The sequence below is a fragment of the Cupriavidus sp. PB-02 genome, assembly GCF_058252315.1.
On sequence record NZ_CM177695.1, the window covers coordinates 2,203,979 to 2,223,021 of the forward strand.

Consider the following 19,043-nt stretch of genomic DNA (forward strand, 5'->3'; position numbering starts at 1 on the left):
CGGCTGGCGGCATCATTCGATATGGATGCCATTGCGCTTGATGAACGAGGCCCACTGCTCGCGCTCTTTCTTGATCGACACCCGGAAGGTTTCCGGTGTGTCGAACACCGGCACCAACGCGTTAGCCTCGAGTGCGCGCGCCAGCTCAGGTGTCCTCATGGCGGCGTTAATCTCCTCGCTCATTTTCTTCAGGATCGGGGCAGGCACGCCGGCAGGCGCGAACACGCTGAACGACGTCCAGACGTCGATGTGGGCTGGACCGGGTTCGGCCAGGGAGAGCACGTCGGGCAACAACCTGGTCTTCTGATTGACAGCCAGGGGCTTGAGCTTTCCGGCTTTGATATAGGACTGCACGGAACTCAAGTCCGTGAACATAAACTGCAGTCGACCACTGAGCAGATCCTGATACGCCGGGCCCACGCCCTTGTATGGCACGTGCAGGAAGCGGGCTCCCGTGGCCTCCTCGATCATGCGAACGCTGAGGTAGGGCGGACTAGCCTCCCCTGCCGAGCCATACGGAATCTGGTTCGGCCGTTGCTTGCCCAGCCTGACAAGATCATTAAAACTGTTGATCCCCGCCGACGGATTTGTGACAAGCACCATCGGCGCCAGCACGCCACGGGCCACGGGCGCCAGATCCTTGTCCACGTCGAACGGCAACTTGCGATATAGCGCAGGGCTGATGGCGACGGATGCATTCGCTGTCACCAGGAACGTATAGCCGTCCGCAGGCGAACGGGCGACTACCTGGGTACCGATATGTCCACTGGCTCCCGGGCGGTTGTCGACGACAAACGACTGCTTCATCGATCTGGACAACTGCGTTGCGACAAGGCGCGCATAGACATCGGTACCGCCGCCCGGTGCCGAGGGCACGATGAGCTTGACGGGGCGAGACGGCCAGGTTTCCTGCCCCAGAATCGGCGATGCGAACGAGGCTGCCCCGAACAGGAATAGCGCGCTGTATGCCAGCGCCATGCGGCGCGGCCCCGATACGGTGGTTGATAACGAATTCATGTCTTGTGTCTCCTGATAGTCGGGGATCCGGTTGACGTGCTGATGTCGTCACGCATTCGATGGCTCCCGGAAAACCGCCGTGGCCTGTCGCGCGGCGCGGCGCCATAGATCCCACGCTCGGCCAATCTGGCTGTCGTTGGCACGCTCCGCGGCCAGGGCCTCGGCCACCGTGAGGTAGCGGATCTCGCCGCCAAGGCGTACCGAATCCAGTACGAGACGGGCATTGACCTGGGCATACACGGCGCAATAGACGGCCTTTTCAAGCGAGTCAGCCGCAACCGTGACACCGTGCCCGCGCATCAGCACGACCGTGGCGTCGCCCATCCTTGCAGCGAGTGCATCACCAAGGCGGTTGTCACGGATCAGCATGTCAGAGCCATCGCCCGCTGCCTCGGCGATGTCGAACACCGGAGCGCCCCGCGCAAGAAAGCCGCTCATATGGCAAATCGGTCGCAAGGTGGCGCCTCGTACCACACCAAATGGAATCAGTGCCGGCGCGTGGCTGTGCACCACGGCCCTGATTTCCGGCCGCGCGCGATAGAGTGCAGCGTGGATATAGCGCTCGAGAAACACCTTGTGGCCGTGCGCTTCGATGGGCTCGCCATCGAGACCGAAGGTGAGAATGTCATCGGGGCCGGCCTGCGCGGGAGCCATGCTGCGCGACATCAGGAAGCGGTCACCGTCCGGATGACGGGCGCTCACATGCCCGAACGCGTCAAGTACGCCTTCATGGAACAGGATATGGCCGGCGTCGGCCAGGTTCTCGACAAGAGTTTCCATGGGTACCCCCTCAGAAAATATGCTTCACGCCAACCATCGCGCCGAATTGATTGCCGCCCGGGGCAGCGTTGGCACCGGCTGCACCGGAACTGACCGACAGCGCAAGGTTGCCTCGGTTATCCAGGAAGCCGGCAGTGCCGTAGATCGAGGTCCGCTTGCTGAATGTATAGGTCGTGCGCGCTGCGTAGAGCCACGCCTTGTTGGCGCTGTCGTGAAAGCGCAGGTAGAACGCCTCGGCGTCGACACTGAGCGCTGGCGTCAGTGCGTAGGAGGCGCCGAGGAACCACATATCGCTCCGGGGCGTGGTACTTCCGTCGTTGTCGCGCCGCAGCCAACCGCCGCCAACCTTGCCCTTGCCGATATTTGCATAGCCGTTGACGGTCAGGCGATCATCCTTGAGGCCGCTGTTGGTCAGCCCGCCGAATGCCCCGGTGCCGCCGCGGATCGAGTCGTAGGCTGCACTTGCTCCCCAAGTAGAAGTGTCGTACTTCAGCAATACGGACCATTCCCGGCACGCACGGTGGTCGGCCGGGTTCTCCCCGGCGCAGTTGGTGCCCGAAGGCCCGGGGCCCGCGTTGACGGTGTCGCGGCCGAAGCTGTACGTGCCACCGACCGTCAGCGGGCCGAACGCGCCTTTGTAAGAGACTGCGTTGTCGGTGCGCGCGCTCGGCAGGTAGCTGTCGAGCGAGGAGGAGCCGAACGTGTTGGGACCAAGCATGTCTGGTTCCAGCATCGACCAGAACAGCATGGTGTACTGCCGCCCGAATGCCACCTGGCCCCAATTCCCGGACAGCCCGACCCATGCTTGCCTGCCGAATAGCCGGCCACCCTGGTTGGACGCGCCCGTGTCGGGGGCGAAGCCGGATTCCAGCACGAACTGGCTCTTGAGTCCTCCACCGAGATCCTCCGTGCCGCGTAGACCCCAGCGTGAAGGCACCGTGCCGGCCAGGCCAGGCATGCGAACCAGGTTGTCCTTGCTGGTGCCCACGTTGGACACGAACTCGATGCCCGTATCGACGACCCCATAGATGGTGACGGATTGGGCATGGGCGTGACCCATCCCGGCCACGCAAGCGCAAAGCGCCGCGGCCATTGCTGACTGCTTCATTGTGTCTCCTCTGACTTTCTTGTCTTGTAGGAATGGCGCTACCGAGGGCTCCGATTGGCGTCGACCGCAGCCGCGGCAATCAACGCCGGCACGATGCCCGCCATGAAAATGTCTCCGGCGCCCCAGTTCCAGCCAAGCAGCACGCCGCCCAGGACGGGCCGCTGATGGACCCGATGCGGCCGATGCCGACCGCGCAGCCGATACCGGTGGCACGCATCCGGGTGGGATAGATCTCGGCGGCCAGCGCGTTGAAGCCCGCCTGCGCGCCCTGCACCGCTGCGCCGATCGCAAAGCTGACCGCAACCACCAGTGCATGGTCGTGCGGCCAGGCCGCAAGCACCAGCGCCAGCGCGGCGTAGGTGAGCAATTCGCAGAGGAGAACTCGACGCGCGCCAAACCGGTTCATCAAGGCGCCCTGCACCACCGAACTCAGCACCCCACCGACGCTGAACGCCGTGATTGCCGCAATGCCGACCGACGTGGGGTGATGCGCGCTGATCAGCACGGCTGGCATCCAGCTCACGATGAAGTACAGCACCACGAGGTTGAGGAAATACGGAATCCACAGCAGGATGGTGCCGGTGGCACGACCCTCGGTGAAAAGCAGCCGGATCGGCACGCCGGCCGTGGTGGGATCGGCGGACCGATAGGCTTCGTTTGCGCGCAGATCGGGCGCAATGCGGCGCATGATCTCCGACAGCCTGGCCATGTCGTGGCCTCGGGCAATCAGGAACCGAGCCGATTCCGGCATGATCCATGCAATCAGCAATGCAACGGCCAGCGGTAGCACACCGCCCACGATAAATACCGACTGCCAGCCGAACCGTGGCAGCAAAGCAGCAGACACGGCGCCGCCAAGCACGGCGCCCAGCGGCATGCCGCACATCAGCGTGGTAACGGTGGTCCGCGCGTAGCGCTGCGGCGCATACTCGGAGGCCAGCGCAATGGCGTTGGGCAGCGCGCCACCAAGGCCCACGCCGGTGAGCAGCCGCAGCACGAACAATTGCTCCAGTGACGCCGCGTAGGCCGTAGCCAGGGACAGGCTGCCGAACAGCACGCAGGAGAACACGATCATCGTCTTGCGGCCGTAGCGGTCGGCCAATGGTCCGAGTACCACGGCGCCCAGCAGCATGCCAATCAGCCCGGCACCGAACGTCGGGCCGAAGGACGTGAGCGGAACGCCGAGACTGGCGGCAATCGATGGCGCCAGCATGCCGATGGTCTGGGTATCAAAACCGTCGAGGATCGCGACAAGGATGCACAGGCCGATGGCAAGGCATTGGAACCGCCCGAGCGGGCGGGCATCGATGACTTCGTGGACCAACAGGGGCGCAATCATGGCGTTGTCTCCGATATCGGGGAGGATTCCCCCTCTTTTTATGGATGGGTAAGATCGGCGCCGGCCGGCGCCGGTCCTGATCAGGTGCGAATCCAGCCTCGCCCCCAGGAGTTGAGCGTGTACTCCTCATGCGGCCAGACGCCGGGGGCCTGATCCGCCGCAACACGCTCCAGCTCCGCGGACAACTCGACGCGATTGCCGTCGGGGTCCGTCACCATGAAGAAAAGGTTGTTACCCGGACCGTGTCGACCAGGACCAAAGAAGATGCCTCGCCGCACACGTGCAAAGCGGTCTCCCCAATCCCGGATATCGTTCCAGCAACTGGTCTCGTAGCAATGGTGGTCCCAGACATTGCGGGATCCCTGGAAGAACGCCAGCGAGTGGTGCTCGTCGTCAGAGCGCAAGAAGCATGTGGCGACTGTCCCCTCATCCGCCACAACTTCGTCGGAGATCGTGAAGCCGATGCGTTCCACGTAGAAATCGACGACAGTCTTGAGCTCCGTGGTCTGGAACACGGTGTGCTGCAGCCGGGCCGCCAATCGGTCCGGCTGGCGGCCGGAGCGTGGCACGCCAAACAGCAGCCTGCGCCCCTGCGGGTCTGTCACCGTGAATGCCCCCGGGGCAAAGAAGATCTCACCTTCCGGGCCTGAGTCGCAAACCAGCTCAGCCAGACGATCGCGCAGTTGCGCCAGCTCTTCCGGCGAGCGCGCGGCATAGGCTGCCATGGCCAACCCGCCGCTCTCACCTTGATGGATCACTACAGCGCGTTCACCACCGGCGAGGGCGATCAGTCTTTCTGGGGCCGACACCGGCTGCAGCTCGAACAACTCCTGGTAGAACGCGGCGAGTGCGTCTGGTGCGCTGCTGCAGAGATGAAGGTGGTGGAGCCGGAGCGGCGTCGTAGTTTGTAGTGTGGTCATGATGAACCTTGCTTGTCTGTTGGCCCGGAATCAGCGTGTCAAAGCCGCGCGCCCGTTGGCGACTGCCTCATTCGCGGCGCTGGCGTTTGACATGTCGATGCCGATGCGCCGGCCAAATGCCGTGGACAACGCATCAGCATCGTGGTGCGCGAACACACCGGCCACATATCTGTCCGGACGAACCACGACCACTTTTCCGGCCAGCCCCCTCAGTGCCTGGGGCATGGCCGCCGGTGCCAGCTCGACCGGCACATAGCCGCGTTCAGTCGCGAGGCGCACCGTCTCCGGCGCCAGTGCCGGCAGCAGCACGACGCGGCGCGTTTCCAGCCTGCGCCACAGGGCGCGGGCGAGTCCGGTGGTATCTACCAGTGCCTCGGCGCCGATGGCGATGTGAGCAAAGCCATGACCGGTGACCTCATCGAGCGGCAGTAGCTTGCCCTCGACGGTGCGCACACTCGGCTGCGGCAACATGGTGCCGACAAGTCCGACGGTGTCGGTTTCGCTCATTTCCAGCAAGCCGTTGTGGAAGCGCGGCTTTGGCTTGAACTTCATTTGCAGGAAATAGTCGCGTACGGGCGGCATCAGCGCGGTCGCGCGGAAGAACGTGGAGAAGGCCCAGGCTGCCAGGCGGCTGCGCGGCGCCATCACAATGCCCAGGTTCAGTGCCAGGCGAATCAGCGCCCATGCATGGTCGCGGCGCTCGGCTTCATAAGACTCCAGAGCGGCCGGCGCCAGCTTGTTGTGCAGCACGGCCGCGAGCTTCCAACCCAGATTGTGTGCATCGCGTACACCGCTGTTCATGCCCTGGCCTGCATACGGTGGAGTCAGGTGCGCCGCATCGCCGGCAAGGAATATGCGCCCTACGCGCCAGCGATCGGCAACGCGGGCATGGAACGTGTAGACCGTCTTGCGCACGATATGCGCAGGGCGATCCGCGCGGAACGGGCGCAGCAGTTCGGCAATGCGCTCTGGCCGCAGAATCTCTTCGTCGGTCTCGCTCTGCTTCAGCAGGAATTCAAACCTGCGTGTCTGATGGGGACCGGGTACTTCGACGGTGGGGCGTGCGGGATCGCAGTACGCCCGGGTCTGCCAGAACGTGTCGTCGTCGCTTTCGGTATCGACGACCAGCCAGCGCGCGTTGAACGACGACCCGACCAGCGTCGCACCGATGGACTGACGCACGAAGCTGCGGCCGCCATCGGTGCCGACCACATAGGCGGCGTTGATCTGGACCTGCCCGTCGGCGCACTGCACGATGGCACGCGCGCCATCGTCATCCTGCGACAGGGATTCGAGCGTATGGCCGAACAGCACGCGCACCGAGGGGTGGCGCTTCAGTCCATCGCGCAGCGTCGCTTCGAAGAGTGGCTGGCGAAATGCGTTTCGCCGCGGAAATCCGTACTCGCTGGCAGTGGGTTCAACCTTGGCGAAGCAGTGGCCGCCGGGGCGCGTCAGGTAGTGCACGCCGTAGCCGGGCACCACGTCTTGCAACACGGCGTCGACCAGGCCGATCGCCTGCATGGTGCGCAGCGATTCGTCATCGATGGATACCGCGCGTGGTTCAGCCACGGTGCTTGCCTTGCGGTCGATCAGGATGGTGTCGATGCCTTGCTGCCCCAGGATGTTGGCCAGTGTCAGGCCTGTCGGGCCGGCGCCAACCACCAGCACGGCGGTCGCAAGCGAAGGGGAATGGGTCATGGGTGTCTCCTTATCCGGCGCTCGATGGCGCCGGCCTGCCGTCACTCGTCCTGGATACCGTTGCACAGGACGCCGATGCCGGAGATTTCCACTTCGACCGTATCGCCCGCACGCATCCAGAGCGGCGGATTGCGGAACGCCCCCACGCCGCCGGTGGTGCCGGTGATGATCACGTCGCCGGGACGCAGTTCAGTAAAGGTGGAGCAGTAGGCGATGACGTCGCCCACGCTGAAGATGAGATCGTCGGTGCGTGCCTGCTGCACGACCTCACCGTTCAGGCGCGTAGTCAGCGTCAGCTTCGATGGATCAGGAATCTCATCAGTGGTCACCAGCCACGGGCCAAATGCCCCCGTTTGCGGGAAGTTCTTGCCAGGCGTGAACTGGATGGTGTGCTTCTGCCAGTCGCGCACGCTGCCGTCGTTGTAGCAGGAATAGCCCGCCACGTAGCCCAGCGCGTCGGCGGCACGGACGTGGCGTGCAGTCTTGCCGATGATGACGGCCAGCTCGCCCTCGAAATCGAGCTTTTCCGATACACGCGGACGAAGGATCGGTTTGCCGTGCGCCACCTGCGAGTCGGCAAAGCGGGTGAAGAACATCGGGTACTGCGGCATGTCGCGGCCGGTTTCGCGAACGTGCGATGCGTAATTGATGCCAACGCAAAGGATCTTCTCCGGATCGGGAATCACGGGCAGGAGTTCGACCTCGGCAAGAGCCAGCGATGGCTGGCTGCCAGCCACGATTTCGGCGATGCGCGGCAGGGCGCCATTCGCGAGGGCTTCGCGCAGGCTGGCACCGACGGACTCGATGTGTGGCGTAAGGTCGACAATCTTGTCGCCGATCACGGCACCAAAGGCGTGGTGGCCGGCATGAAGGAAGCTGGTGAGTTTCATCTGATACTCCTGGGTCCAAAGGCAATGTCAGGCTGGGTCGCAGCCGCCTGGTTGACTGCATTATTCGCAAAATACGCGAATAATGCAGTCAATGTTTACCATTAGACGCAGTTGGCGGGATTCTTGCATGCATCCAGACGCGCTTGGTGTTATGCTCGCGGAATTGGACTACGGAGCAATGGAGAATGGCCACGGACCGCGCACTTGGTGTGCTGAGCCTGTTTTCGCTGGACAAACCGGTGTGGACGGCCGAGGACGTGGCCGCGCAGCTTGAGGTGTCGATCAGCAGCGCTTACCGCTACCTGTCGAATCTGATGGACATGGGACTAGTCGCGACTGCTGGTGCAGGCCGCTATGTCCTGGGGCCCGCCATTATTCAACTCGACCGCCAGATCCAGCTGACCGACCCCATGCTGCGGCAGGCGCGCCCGATCATGGAGGAGTTGATCGTTTATGCGCCGCCGGGATCGGTGATGCTGTTGTGCCGCGCATTTGGAGACTCTGTGCTGTGCGTGCATCAGGTGCTCAACCAAGGGCCGCAAGCCGTGGTGAGCTATGAGCGCGGCCGACCAATGATCATGTTTCGCGGCGCCACATCGCGGATCATCCTTGCGTACCAGCAGACGCGGACACTGCAAGCGATCTACAGCAAGCATGCGGAGGAGATTCGCGCGGCGGGCCTGGGCGAGGACTGGACGACATTCCGTCAGACCCTGAGCCGCCTGCGCAAGGCGGGCCATGCCGTCTCACATGGAGAGATCGACCCTGGTCGCGTGGGGATCGCCGCCCCCATCCTTAACGAAGACGGGCGTCCAGTCGGGAGCCTTAGCTACGTTGTGGCGGAATCGGAAGTGGACGCACGCGGTATCAGTCGCCTTGTGCACCTGCTTGTGCCGGCCGCGGCGGAGATTCGTGCGTGATTCCAGGTAATGGTGTTCGGGTCCGTCGCTCACGCGGAAGAAAAGGCGACGCCAGACCCGAGTTCGAGCGGATGCTGGCTTACGGCAACGGCTTCGCACGCGGTGTGGTCCAGCATCCGATCATCGCGCATGGTTTTCTCCCTCCTGCCAGTTCAAAGATCCAGCACCAGCCGCTCGCTGCGTGCGCGCGACACGCACGGCGTCAGGCACGACTGCCGTTCTGCCTCATCGAGGATGTAATCATGGTGGTCCACCTCGCCACTCAGGTAACGCACCTTGCAAGTCCCGCAAAGCCCTGACTGGCACGACGTCTCGAGCGCCACGCCCGCGGCCTGCAGCGCCTCGGCCAGGTTCTGGGCTGCGCCAACGCTGACTTCCTGGCCGGTGCTGGCGATCTGCGCGATAAAGCCTCCGGCGTCCGCAACGCCGCCCGCGCTCGCCGGCGCAGCCGGCGCCTTGAAGTGCTCGCAATGGACCGTACCGGCCGGCCAGTGCGCCGAGGCCTCGCCGCAGGCCTTCATGAACCCACCCGGACCACAGTAGTAGAGGTGCGTGTCGGCCGCCGGCCGCGCCAGCATGCCGGCGATATCCAGCCCGTTGGCCGGATTGCCGCCGTCGAAGTGATAGTGGACATGGCCGCCCAGCGTCGACAACTCGTCCGGGAAGGCGGCACACTCCGGCGCCTTGGCACAGTAATGCAGTTCAAAATCGGCGCCCGCCGCCCGCAGGCTGTGCGCCATCGCCTTGAGCGGCGTCACGCCGATGCCGCCCGCCAGCAGGACCACCTTACGCGCCCCGCCCACCAACGCAAAGTGATTCCGCGGCGCGCTGACCGCGACACGGTCGCGCACGCGGATGCGTTCATGCACCGTGCGCGAGCCGCCGCGCCCGCCCTCGTCGCGCAGCACGGCGATGACATAGCGGTGGCGCTCGGCCGGATCATTGCACAGCGAGTATTGCCGCACCAGCCCGGGCGCGACATGCACGTCGATATGCGCGCCCGCCGTGAACGGCGGCAGCGGCCGCCCGTCGGGCTCGACCAGTTCATAGGCATTGATGCCGGCGGCTTCGGCGCGGATTTGCCGGACCAGCAGTTCCATCGGGCCGGCGCCGTGTTCAGTGGTGGTGCTCATTTCGGATTCCTTGACTGCAAGCATCGGCGCGGACGGCGGCGCGCATGGCAGCGCCGCCCGCTCCATTCAGGCGAACCGCGTCAGGCGCGGAAGCTCTGTTCCAGCGCCTCGAACCTGGCGCGGACAAAGTCGGCGCGCTCGTCGCCCTTCAGGCCATCGGACTCCGCCAGGATGGCCACCACCTCGCGCGCCACGCGGCGGCGGTTGGCCACTTCCTGTTCGACCGTCCCGGCTTCCGGGATCTCGAACACGTTGCCGGAGCAGAAGCTGTTGGGCTCGCCGCTGGCCGCGCGCAGCCAGTCGGCAAACCCGCGCGCCTCGGATGACGGGTTGGTGCCGCGCACCGCGTCGCGCAGCATCTTGCGGAAGGCAAAGAGGCCGGCATCGAACTTGGTCGGGTTTTCCAGCGCATGCACGGCGATCGGGCGCTGGCTGATGATGGCCTCGTAGTCGCCCGGCGCGTATTGCGCGGCCTTGTAGTCGTGCCGCTCGCGGTGGTTCGACGGGATCGGCGGCAGGTCCTCCAGCTTGTACTGGCCGAACCGTTCCGGACGGCGCATGGCCACCTGCCCTTCCAGGAAGTCGATGGTTTCATAGCCGACCAGGCTCTTGTCGCCCACGCCACGCGTGTCGATGCCGGGGCCCATCACGCGCCAGCCGATCATCTTGCTGTTCTCGTCGTCCACCGGCACGGTCCAGCGGATGATGTGGAAGCGGCTGAACAGCTTTTTCTTCGAGCCGTCCTCCGAGGTGTAGGCATGCAGGCTCAGGTTCGGCAGCACCTGGTGCTGCACGCGCAGGAACAGCTTGTCCTTGTCGACGCGGCGCGCGCCGGCGCACGCCAGCCCGCGGCCCTGGTGCACAGGGATGAACTGCATGTCGGGCGCGACCTCCATCGACGCGGCGCCCACTTCATCGAAGGTGGTGCCCTGGTAGTTGCCGCCCACGACATTCTTTGCCGCATGCAGCGCGGTCGGGTGGAAGTTGTCGGCGGCATTGTCCTGGACCTGGAGCCAGTTGCAGTGCTGGAAGTTGCTGTACGGCACCAGTTCGTCGCCCGGCAGCACCGTGAAGTCCGACTCCCACTCCGGGAAGGGCGGCTCTTCGTCGGGCGGGCCCATGTAGGCGAACACCAGCCCATTGCGCTCGAACGCCTTGTACGCACCCTGCCGGATCGAGCAGGCGTATTTCTCGGCTTCCTTCTCCTCGCCCTTGGGGAAGGGCACATGCAGGCAGGCGCCGTCCACGTCGAACACCATGCCGTGGTAGCAGCACTTGATGCCGCGCTCCTGGATCGCCCCATATTCGAGCGATGCGCCGCGATGGCAGCAATGCGCATGCAGCACACCCACGCGGCCGCTGCCGTCGCGGAAGGCGACCAGCTCTTCGCCGAGGATCTTCATGAAGCGCGGGGTGTCGGTCAGTTCCAGCGACATGCACACCGGGTGCCAGAAGCGGCGCATGTATTCGCCCATCGGCGTGCCGGGGCCGGTTTCAGTCAGTTCGGGGTCGTGGGCGGGCACGCGGTTGGCGTAGTACCCGCCGAAGGGGATCAGTTTCTTGACGACGGCGTTGCCGCCGGCGGTGCGGGGCGATTCGAGCTTGTCGGATGTCTGGGTCATGACTTGTCTCCTGCGAGGATGGGGGATGCCGGTTTCATTACCGGCTACCGAATTCTGAACTCTGTATACAGAGATTAGGCGCGGAAAGCGGCGATGTAAGTAAAGGTTTACCCGATTCTTGCTCGCCTCCTCAGTTGCGTTCGCGGTCGACCAGCGCGCCCTGCCCGATCCACGGCATCATGGCGCGCAGGCGGGCGCCAACGGTTTCGATCGGATGCGCGGCGGTCAGCCGCCGGCGCGACTGCAGCGTCGGTGCGCCCGCCTGGCTTTCCAGGATGAACTGCCGGGCATAGTCGCCGGACTGTATCCCTTGCAGCACCTCGCGCATCGCGGCGCGGGTCTGGTCGGTGACGATGAGCGGCCCCGTCAGGTACTCGCCGAACTCGGCGTTGTTGGAAATGCCGTAGTTCATGGTGCCGATGCCGCCCTCGTAGATCAGGTCGACGATCAGCTTCAGCTCGTGCAGGCATTCGAAGTACGCCATTTCCGGCGCGTAGCCCGCTTCCACCAGGGTATCGAAGCCGGCCTTGATCAGTTCGACGGTGCCGCCGCACAGCACGGCCTGCTCGCCGAACAGGTCGGTCTCGGTCTCTTCGCCGAAATCGGTCTCGATCACGCCGGAACGTCCGCAGCCGATGGCCGATGCGTAGGCCAGCGCGATATCGCCCGCCATGCCCGACCGGTCCTGCGCCACCGCGACCAGTGCCGGCACGCCGCCGCCCTGCGCGTAAGTCGAACGCACCGTATGCCCCGGCGCCTTCGGCGCGATCATGATCACGTCGAGGTCCTCGCGCGGCACCACCTGTCCGTAGTGGATATTGAAGCCGTGGGCGAAGGCCAGCACCGCGCCGGCACGCATCACCGGCGCCACCGACTCGCGGTAGACCTGGCCGATGGTCTCGTCCGGGATCAGCAGCATGACGATGTCCGCCTGCGCCGCCGCCTCCGCCATCGTCGCCACCTGCAGTCCCGCGGCGGCGGCCTTGCGCCATGAGTCGCCGCCTTCGCGCAGACCCACCACTACATCGATGCCGCTGTCCCTGAGGTTCAGCGCGTGGGCATGCCCCTGTGAGCCGTAGCCGATCACCGCCACCTTGCGCGCGCGGATCAGCGCGAGGTCAGCGTCCTTGTCGTAATACACGTGCATAGTCATTCACTCCTTTTCGTACTCTGTAAAACGGCTCTCACCCCGGGTGGCTTTGCATTGACGGGCGCCGAGCGCCGCGTGTAGTCTGAATACAAAGTGCAGAAAGCCGACCATGACACCCACTCTTCCCAAGATCCAGGCCCGCCCCGACTACGTCGACGAGGTGTACAAGATGCTGCTCGACGCCATCAGCGACGGCACCCTGGCCCCCGGCACGCGCCTGACGCAGGAGGAAATCGCGGACCAGATGCAGGTCTCGCGCTCGCCGGTGCTGCAGGCGCTGCGGCTGCTGAAGAAAGACGGCTTCGTGCAGGACGCGCCCGGCCGCGGCGTGCTGGTGACCCCGCTGGATGCGGCCTCGATTGGCCACCTCTACGAGGTCCGCGGCGCGCTGGACGCGCTCGCCGCACGCTTGGCCGCGGCGCGGCGCTACCAGGTCGATCCGGCACTGATCGCGCAGGGCCGCCGCGCCTCGCGCGGCAAGGACGTGAAGGCGATGATGGATGCCGACATGGCCTTTCACCACGCCATCTACGAGGCCGCCGGCAACCCGCTGCTGGCGCGCAGCGCGGAGCTGTACTGGGTCCACCTGCGCCGCGCCATGGGCGCCGTGCTGCAATCGTCGGCGGCGCAGCGTGAGACGATCTGGGACGAGCACGAGGCGATTGCCGAGGCCATCGCCGCCGGCGACGCTGCGCGCGCCGCCGAGCTGACCGACCTGCACACCACCCGCGCGCGCGAGAACCTGACCCGCCGCCTCGGTGAGTTCCTGGGCGAGACGCGCCAGATCGCCTGAGCGCGCCCTGAGGTTGCAGCGGCAGCCCATCGTCAGTCCTTGCGCGCGCCGCTGTTGACCAGCCGCGCCGGCACCGTGAACACCAGCATCCCGCCGATCACCAGGCTCGCCGCCAGCACCAGCACGCCGTTGCCGGTAGTGCCCGTGCTCGACTGCACCCAGCCGATCAGGTAGGGACTGATCACGCCCGAGATGCTGCCGACCGAATTGGCCAGCGCGATGCCGGCTGCGGCGGCCGCACCGCCCAGGATCGCCGGCGGCAGGGTCCAGAACTGCGAGATGGTGGTCATGATGCCCATGGTGCCGATGGTCAGCGCCAGCATTGCCAGCGCCGTGTTGCTGGCATAGGCCACGCTCAGGCAAAGGCCCAGTGCTCCCAGCACACCCGGCACGGCCAGGTGCCAGCGCCGCTCCCCTCGCGCATCGGAGCGCTGGCCTACCAGGATCATCGACACCGTGGCCGCGGCATACGGAATCGCCGATAGCAACCCGATGTCGAGCGGATCGGAAACGCCGCTGGCCTTGACGATGGTCGGCAGCCAGAAGCTGACGCCATACAACCCCATGGTGAAGAAGAAATAGATCACGCTGAGCAGCAGGATGCGCGGGTTGGTCAGGCCGTCGCGCACGGAATGCAGCGCATGGCCGCGGTTCTCCGCTGCGAGGTTGGTCTCGATCATGGTGCGTTGCTGGGCAGTCAGCCACTTGGCGTCGGCCACCTTGTCGTCCAGGTAGAAGTACGCGATCACGCCCACCAGCACCGTCGGAATGCCTTCCAGCAAGAACAGCCACTGCCACCCCGCCCAGCCGTGCACGCCGTGCATCGCGCTCATGATCCAGCCCGACAGCGGCCCGCCGACCACGCCCGACATCGGGATGCCGGTGAGGAACAGCGCCGTCACCTTGCTGCGCCGCGACGCCGGAAACCAGTACGTCAGGTACAGCAGGATCGCCGGGATAAAGCCAGCCTCGGCCACGCCCAGCAGGAAACGCATGATGTAGAAGCTGGTCGGCGTGCTCACGAACAGCATGGCGGCGGAGATCAGGCCCCACGTCACCATGATGCGGGCGATCCAGCGGCGCGCGCCGACCTTCAGCAGGATCAGGTTGCTGGGCACTTCGAACAGCAGGTAGCCGACGAAGAAGATGCCGGCGCCCAGGCCATAGACGGCGTCGCTCAGGCCAAGGTCCTGCATCATCTGCAGCTTGGCGTAGCCCACGTTGATGCGGTCAAGGTAGGCGCACAGGTAGCACAGGAACAGGAACGGCAGTAGCCGCCACATGACCCGGGTATAGGTTTCCGATTCGGTGGCGGCAAACGGCGCCGCGGTTGCGCTGGGGGATTGCATGGGTGTCTCCTGGGGGCGTCATCGCTGTCGTTGCGAGATCGTTGCGGTGGGCTGCATCGGCGGCCGCCGTGCCACTGCGCGTGGCGGCCGCGACAGGCGGGCGTGCGCCCGCTCAGTCGAACATGTCAGGCTGGGTGGCGGCGAGGTGGTCCCAGATCGGCTGGAAGTGCAGCCAGCCGATGTAGTCGCTGCCGACGTGCTCGCGGCTGTAGCGCGCGCGATCCGGCGAAACCAGGCGCGGGGTGATGCCGGTCGCCTCCACCATCAGCTGCTGCTTGCAGCAGCGCTCCAGTGCCATGAACCAGAACGCGGCCGACTCGATGCTGTGCCGGCTCGCGGTCAGCAGGCCGTGGTTCTGGTGGATCGCCGCCTTGACGCCTTTGAACGCGTTGGCGACCTTGTGGCCGCCTTTGACTTCGACCGCGACCTTGCCGGCCTCGTCGCCGATCACTACGTGGTCTTCGAAGAAGGCGGCCGCGTCCTGCGTGATCGGCTCGATCGGCTTGCCCAGCGCTGCGAACGCGGTGCCATATTCCGTGTGTGCGTGGCACATGGCGACGATGTCCTGGTGCATCTCATGCACGGCGGCATGCAGCACGAAGCCGGCGCGGTTGATCGCATGACGGCCTTCCACCACCTTGCCTTCGTGATCGGCGCAGATCAGGTTCGACACCTTCACCTGCGCAAAATGGACCGCCATCGGGTTGGTCCAGTACAGCTCCGGATGCTCCGGGTCGCGCACCGTCAGGTGGCCGGCGAAGCCGTAGTCATAGCCTTCCAGCGCAAAGGCGCGGCATGCTGCCACCAGCCGCTCCTTGCAGTACTGGCGCTCCTCGGCGAACGAGGAGAATTTCGGGATCGACGGGAAGATCAGGCCACGCTGTTCGGGCTGATAGATGGAAACGCGTTCCTCATCGTTGAACACCTGCGGGGTGCGTTCGAGTACTGCCGCCATGATTTGCTCCTTGTTGGGATCGAATGGAAAACTGCGTGGAGGCATAGTCGCGCCGCGCCGATGCGTTGACAAACGATGGGTGTTCATGGAAGCATGAACCACATTCATGAATTACAACGGCGGGGCAATCCCATGAGGCGTGTACCGAACTTCGTGCTGCTGCGCGCGTTTGAGGCGGCGGCCAGGCTGGAGAGCTTTACGCTGGCGGCGAACGAGCTGCACCTGACGCAATCGGCGATCAGCCACCAGGTGCGCGAGCTGGAGGATTACTTCGGCCGCAAGCTGTTCGTGCGGCGCAACCGGCGGGTCGAGCCGACGCCGGAAGGACAGCGCCTGCTGGAAAGCCTGTCGCGCGTGTTCGACGTGATCGAGGCCGCGTGCAACGAGGTCGTGCTGGCACCACAGGCGCAGGTGCTGGCCGTCTACAGCGCACCCAGCTTTGCGGTGAAGTGGCTGGGGCCGCGGCTGCCGGCCTTCATGCAGCAGCATCCCGACATCACCATCCGCTTGTCCTCGGGGGCCGAGCCGATCGACATGACGCTGGCGCGCGAGATCGACCTGGCCATCACCTACGGCACGGCGCAGGCGCGCGCGGGCGTGATCGTGACGCCGCTGGGCAAGGAGCGGATCCTGCCGTTGTGTTCGCCGCGCCTGCTCGATAGCGATGCGCCCGCGCGCGAGCAGATGCAGGCGCTGCCGCTGATCGATTCCCAACTGAGCAGGGTGACGTGGCCGGACTGGTTCGATGCCAACGGCATGGTGTGCCCGACGCGCCCGCGCGCGTCATTCGACCGTGGCGCGCTGGCGATTTCTGCCGCCGTGGACGGCATGGGCGTGGCACTGGAGAGCATCCGCCTGGCCGAGCGCGACCTGGCGCGCGGCGACCTGGTGCCGGTGGGCGAAAGCGAGTTCCGCCCGGTCGCGCGGGAAACGCACTTCCTCTGCTACCGGCAGAATGAAGCGCACCTGCCCAAGGTGGCAACCTTCGTCACCTGGCTGTGCGCGGAGCTTGGCCTCGATCCGGGCCAGGGAGTGGGCGGCGCCGGGACGCGCCGCCCGAAGTGAGATCGCCCTACGCCACCCGGAAGCCGTGCGTGCCGTCGCGCTCCAGTTGCGCGATCAGGCCGAACTCCCAGTCGAGATAGCCCTGCATCGCCTCACGCGGGCTGTCGGTGCCCTCATAAGGCCGGCGGTAGCGGTCGGTGCGTTCCGACGCCAGCCGCGTTTCGCCGCTCTCCAGCGGCAGGCCCGCGGCGATCCACGACTGCGTGCCGCCTTTCAGCACCAAGACCTCCGCATCGGTCAGGCGCCGCAGGTCGGCGGCCGCGAAGCGTGCCAGCAGACTGGAGCCGCAGGTCAGCACATAGCGGCGCGGCTGCGGGATGCGCGGCAACGCCTCAGCCAGCTGCGCGCGAATGACGAAGTACGCCCCGGGAATATGGCGCTTGACGTAGTTGGCGCTCGCGGTGAAGTCGAGCACGGCGGTGCTGCCATCCTTCGCATCGATCCATGCAGCCAGTTCCGCGGGCGTCACCGATGGCACCGGCGCTGAAGCAGGCACCGGCGCGGCGACCGCGCCCGTCTCGCTGCGCGCCGCGGCGTCCACCGGCTCCACGACCCAGACGTCCCATCCCATCTGCGCCAGCCACGACCCGGTCATATTGGCGCGCACGTCATCGTCGTCGGCCAGCACGATGCGCGCGCCGCGCACCGGGGCGTTGTGGTCGGTTTCCTGCACCAGCTGGCCGCCCGGCGCGTTGACGAAGCCTGGCAGGTGGCCCTCGGCGAATTCCTCGGGCGTGCGCACATCGAAGCGGTACAGCGTGCGGCCTGCTTGCTGCAGCGAGTCAAGCTCGCCCAGCGCGATGCGGCGCACGCCGGCGCGGTCCGCGATCTCGCGCGCGCCGCGGCGGGCGCTGTCACGGTTGGCGTCGCTGACTGCGGCGGGCGCACGGCGGCCGGCGCCGTGGTCCAGTTGCTGCCCGGCCAGGGTCCAGCCGATGGTGCCGTTGCGCAGCGCGGCGACCGGGTTGGGGATGCCGGCATTGACCAGCGACTGCGTGCCGATGATGCTGCGCGTGCGCCCGGCACAATTGACGATCACCCGCGTGCGCGGATCGGGCGCCAGCTCGCGCACGCGCAGCACCAGCTCGGCGCCCGGCACGCTGGTGGCGGTGGGGATGCTCATGGTCTGGTATTCGTCGAAGCGGCGCGCGTCGACGATCACCACGTCGGCCTTGCTGTCGATCAGCGCTTGCACTTCCTCGGCCGCCAGCGACGGCGTATGGCGCTTGGCCTCCACCACCTCGCCGAACGACTTGCTGGGCACGTTGACGTCGCGGAAAACCTCACCACCGCCAGCGATCCATGCGCGCAGCCCGCCTTCGAGCACATGCACGCGCGTATAGCCCAGCTCGCGCAGCACGGCTGCCGCGCGCGGCGCCAGGTCTTCGCCGGCGTATTCGCCGTAGACGACGACCAGCGTGTCGCGGCGCGGGATGCGCGACCTTGCTTCAAGCTCAAGCTTCGACAGCGGGAAATTGGCCGCCCACAGCGGATGTTCCTGCGCGAAGGGGTCCTCCTCGCGCACGTCGATCAGCGCGATCTCCTCGCCGTCGAGCAGGGCCTTGCGCACGTCCTCGCGCGAATAAGTCGGAAAGTCAGCGTTGTTGTTGGTCATGACTGGGCAAGTTCGCGGGAGCGGTCCCACAGGTTGGGCAGGGTCTGGTTGGAATAGCCGGAGACAAAAGGCTTGCGCGTGCCGTCCTCGGCATAGACCGAGCGGCGTACCGCGCCGATATTGCCGCCGTAGACGTGGATGCTGACCGAGACGCGGTCGTCATGAACGTTGTTGACGCGATGGATATCGCCGACCGTGGGCGAAACGGCTTCTACCTGGCCGGGCAGCAAGCGTACCGCGTCGCCCTGCGGCACGGGCCTGCCGGCGGCATCGAGCACAAACGGTTGCGAGTCCTCGGCACCGCGCAGCATGCCGATCAGCCCCCACACGGTGTGATCATGGATCGGCGTGCGCTGCCCCGGACCCCAGACAAAGCTGACGACGGAGAAGCGTTCGGCGGAATCGCAATGCAGCAGGTGCTGCTGGTAGTACTCGGGATGCGGCTGGGCCCAGGTGTCGGGCAGCCAGTCGTCGCGCGCCACCAGCTTTGCCAGCAGCGCCCCGCCCTCGCGCAGGATGCGGGGCTCGTCGGGATGCTGGTCGAGCAGCGCGGACAACGCGGTGACGAAGTCGCGCAGCGGCGCCAGTGCATTTGGCGCATCGGGGTTGATGGAATTGCCCATGGGAATCACTCCGGAGTGTCTCTTTCTGGTTTGCCGGCGCGCCGGGCGCCGGCCGCGCGGCCCTCT

Annotated in this window: 17 protein-coding genes; 3 read left to right on the plus strand and 14 right to left on the minus strand. The window is 65.8% G+C overall.

Features of this window, described 5'->3' with window-relative positions; genetic code table 11:
* Positions 1–12: 12 nt before the first annotated feature.
* From AC10V3_RS30775 to AC10V3_RS30805, 7 genes are all read right to left on the minus strand, one after another.
* Positions 13–1,017: a Bug family tripartite tricarboxylate transporter substrate binding protein gene (locus tag AC10V3_RS30775; RefSeq protein WP_490923874.1), complete on the minus strand. Its 1,005-nt coding sequence runs from the start codon at positions 1,015–1,017 to the stop codon at positions 13–15.
* A gap of 48 nt (positions 1,018–1,065) precedes the next feature.
* Positions 1,066–1,797, minus strand: coding sequence for a class II aldolase/adducin family protein (locus AC10V3_RS30780; protein ID WP_022539169.1), 732 nt, complete (start codon positions 1,795–1,797; stop codon positions 1,066–1,068).
* 10 nt (positions 1,798–1,807) lie between these two features.
* Positions 1,808–2,905 (minus strand): porin, encoded by a 1,098-nt coding sequence (locus tag AC10V3_RS30785; protein ID WP_490923875.1) that lies wholly within the window; start codon positions 2,903–2,905, stop codon positions 1,808–1,810.
* Between the two features lie 79 nt (positions 2,906–2,984).
* Positions 2,985–4,244 (minus strand): MFS transporter, encoded by a 1,260-nt coding sequence (locus tag AC10V3_RS30790; RefSeq protein WP_022539171.1) that lies wholly within the window; start codon positions 4,242–4,244, stop codon positions 2,985–2,987.
* An 80-nt stretch (positions 4,245–4,324) separates the two neighbouring features.
* Positions 4,325–5,164, minus strand: a complete 840-nt coding sequence (locus tag AC10V3_RS30795; protein WP_022539172.1) for a VOC family protein — start codon at positions 5,162–5,164, stop codon at positions 4,325–4,327.
* A gap of 30 nt (positions 5,165–5,194) precedes the next feature.
* Positions 5,195–6,862, minus strand: coding sequence for a bifunctional 3-(3-hydroxy-phenyl)propionate/3-hydroxycinnamic acid hydroxylase (locus tag AC10V3_RS30800; RefSeq protein ID WP_022539173.1), 1,668 nt, complete (start codon positions 6,860–6,862; stop codon positions 5,195–5,197).
* Positions 6,863–6,903: 41 nt separating this feature from the next.
* The gene (locus tag AC10V3_RS30805) at positions 6,904–7,752 is read right to left on the minus strand and encodes a fumarylacetoacetate hydrolase family protein (protein WP_022539174.1); all 849 of its coding nucleotides are present in this window, start codon (positions 7,750–7,752) and stop codon (positions 6,904–6,906) included.
* A 185-nt stretch (positions 7,753–7,937) separates the two neighbouring features.
* On the opposite strand from AC10V3_RS30805, the gene AC10V3_RS30810 reads away from it, so the two are divergent.
* The gene (locus tag AC10V3_RS30810; protein ID WP_022539175.1) at positions 7,938–8,672 is read left to right on the plus strand and encodes an IclR family transcriptional regulator; all 735 of its coding nucleotides are present in this window, start codon (positions 7,938–7,940) and stop codon (positions 8,670–8,672) included.
* A gap of 152 nt (positions 8,673–8,824) precedes the next feature.
* Here the strand turns inward: AC10V3_RS30810 and AC10V3_RS30815 are convergent, their stop codons facing one another.
* The 3 genes from AC10V3_RS30815 to ilvC form a co-directional block, all read right to left on the minus strand.
* The gene (locus AC10V3_RS30815; protein WP_041682171.1) at positions 8,825–9,805 is read right to left on the minus strand and encodes a PDR/VanB family oxidoreductase; all 981 of its coding nucleotides are present in this window, start codon (positions 9,803–9,805) and stop codon (positions 8,825–8,827) included.
* 80 nt (positions 9,806–9,885) lie between these two features.
* Positions 9,886–11,427 (minus strand): Rieske 2Fe-2S domain-containing protein, encoded by a 1,542-nt coding sequence (locus AC10V3_RS30820; RefSeq protein ID WP_022539177.1) that lies wholly within the window; start codon positions 11,425–11,427, stop codon positions 9,886–9,888.
* A gap of 130 nt (positions 11,428–11,557) precedes the next feature.
* Positions 11,558–12,574: a ketol-acid reductoisomerase gene (gene ilvC / locus AC10V3_RS30825; protein WP_022539178.1), complete on the minus strand. Its 1,017-nt coding sequence runs from the start codon at positions 12,572–12,574 to the stop codon at positions 11,558–11,560.
* 112 nt (positions 12,575–12,686) lie between these two features.
* Between ilvC and AC10V3_RS30830 the strand changes: the two genes are divergently transcribed.
* Positions 12,687–13,370 (plus strand): GntR family transcriptional regulator, encoded by a 684-nt coding sequence (locus AC10V3_RS30830; RefSeq protein ID WP_022539179.1) that lies wholly within the window; start codon positions 12,687–12,689, stop codon positions 13,368–13,370.
* A 32-nt stretch (positions 13,371–13,402) separates the two neighbouring features.
* On the opposite strand, the gene AC10V3_RS30835 is transcribed toward AC10V3_RS30830, so the two are convergent.
* Both AC10V3_RS30835 and AC10V3_RS30840 read right to left on the minus strand, forming a co-directional pair.
* Positions 13,403–14,719, minus strand: coding sequence for an MFS transporter (locus tag AC10V3_RS30835; protein WP_022539180.1), 1,317 nt, complete (start codon positions 14,717–14,719; stop codon positions 13,403–13,405).
* Positions 14,720–14,831: 112 nt separating this feature from the next.
* Entirely contained in the window at positions 14,832–15,674 is an 843-nt protein-coding gene (locus AC10V3_RS30840) for a class II aldolase/adducin family protein (protein ID WP_022539181.1), read from the minus strand.
* A 132-nt stretch (positions 15,675–15,806) separates the two neighbouring features.
* Here AC10V3_RS30840 and AC10V3_RS30845 point away from each other — a divergent pair, with 132 nt between their 5' ends.
* Entirely contained in the window at positions 15,807–16,739 is a 933-nt protein-coding gene (locus tag AC10V3_RS30845; protein WP_022539182.1) for a LysR substrate-binding domain-containing protein, read from the plus strand.
* A gap of 7 nt (positions 16,740–16,746) precedes the next feature.
* On the opposite strand, the gene AC10V3_RS30850 is transcribed toward AC10V3_RS30845, so the two are convergent.
* Together AC10V3_RS30850 and AC10V3_RS30855 are read right to left on the minus strand one after the other, a co-directional pair.
* Positions 16,747–18,354, minus strand: coding sequence for a rhodanese-related sulfurtransferase (locus AC10V3_RS30850; RefSeq protein ID WP_022539183.1), 1,608 nt, complete (start codon positions 18,352–18,354; stop codon positions 16,747–16,749).
* Positions 18,351–18,977, minus strand: a complete 627-nt coding sequence (locus tag AC10V3_RS30855) for a cysteine dioxygenase family protein (protein WP_041681827.1) — start codon at positions 18,975–18,977, stop codon at positions 18,351–18,353. Before AC10V3_RS30855 ends, AC10V3_RS30850 begins: the two co-directional genes overlap by 4 nt.
* Positions 18,978–19,043 lie beyond the last annotated feature (66 nt).

What these genes read in the sequence shown, in the direction of transcription:
- AC10V3_RS30805 (WP_022539174.1), bottom strand. Translation starts at nt 7,752, where the DNA reads ATGAAACTCACCAGCTTCCTTCATGCCGGCCACCACGCCTTTGGTGCC.
- AC10V3_RS30830 (WP_022539179.1), top strand. Translation starts at nt 12,687, where the DNA reads ATGACACCCACTCTTCCCAAGATCCAGGCCCGCCCCGACTACGTCGAC.
- AC10V3_RS30820 (WP_022539177.1), bottom strand. Translation starts at nt 11,427, where the DNA reads ATGACCCAGACATCCGACAAGCTCGAATCGCCCCGCACCGCCGGCGGC.
- ilvC (WP_022539178.1), bottom strand. Translation starts at nt 12,574, where the DNA reads ATGCACGTGTATTACGACAAGGACGCTGACCTCGCGCTGATCCGCGCG.
- AC10V3_RS30850 (WP_022539183.1), bottom strand. Translation starts at nt 18,354, where the DNA reads ATGACCAACAACAACGCTGACTTTCCGACTTATTCGCGCGAGGACGTG.
- AC10V3_RS30810 (WP_022539175.1), top strand. Translation starts at nt 7,938, where the DNA reads ATGGCCACGGACCGCGCACTTGGTGTGCTGAGCCTGTTTTCGCTGGAC.
- AC10V3_RS30795 (WP_022539172.1), bottom strand. Translation starts at nt 5,164, where the DNA reads ATGACCACACTACAAACTACGACGCCGCTCCGGCTCCACCACCTTCAT.
- AC10V3_RS30845 (WP_022539182.1), top strand. Translation starts at nt 15,807, where the DNA reads ATGAGGCGTGTACCGAACTTCGTGCTGCTGCGCGCGTTTGAGGCGGCG.
- AC10V3_RS30815 (WP_041682171.1), bottom strand. Translation starts at nt 9,805, where the DNA reads ATGAGCACCACCACTGAACACGGCGCCGGCCCGATGGAACTGCTGGTC.
- AC10V3_RS30790 (WP_022539171.1), bottom strand. Translation starts at nt 4,244, where the DNA reads ATGATTGCGCCCCTGTTGGTCCACGAAGTCATCGATGCCCGCCCGCTC.
- AC10V3_RS30775 (WP_490923874.1), bottom strand. Translation starts at nt 1,017, where the DNA reads ATGAATTCGTTATCAACCACCGTATCGGGGCCGCGCCGCATGGCGCTG.
- AC10V3_RS30780 (WP_022539169.1), bottom strand. Translation starts at nt 1,797, where the DNA reads ATGGAAACTCTTGTCGAGAACCTGGCCGACGCCGGCCATATCCTGTTC.
- AC10V3_RS30835 (WP_022539180.1), bottom strand. Translation starts at nt 14,719, where the DNA reads ATGCAATCCCCCAGCGCAACCGCGGCGCCGTTTGCCGCCACCGAATCG.
- AC10V3_RS30800 (WP_022539173.1), bottom strand. Translation starts at nt 6,862, where the DNA reads ATGACCCATTCCCCTTCGCTTGCGACCGCCGTGCTGGTGGTTGGCGCC.
- AC10V3_RS30855 (WP_041681827.1), bottom strand. Translation starts at nt 18,977, where the DNA reads ATGGGCAATTCCATCAACCCCGATGCGCCAAATGCACTGGCGCCGCTG.
- AC10V3_RS30840 (WP_022539181.1), bottom strand. Translation starts at nt 15,674, where the DNA reads ATGGCGGCAGTACTCGAACGCACCCCGCAGGTGTTCAACGATGAGGAA.
- AC10V3_RS30785 (WP_490923875.1), bottom strand. Translation starts at nt 2,905, where the DNA reads ATGAAGCAGTCAGCAATGGCCGCGGCGCTTTGCGCTTGCGTGGCCGGG.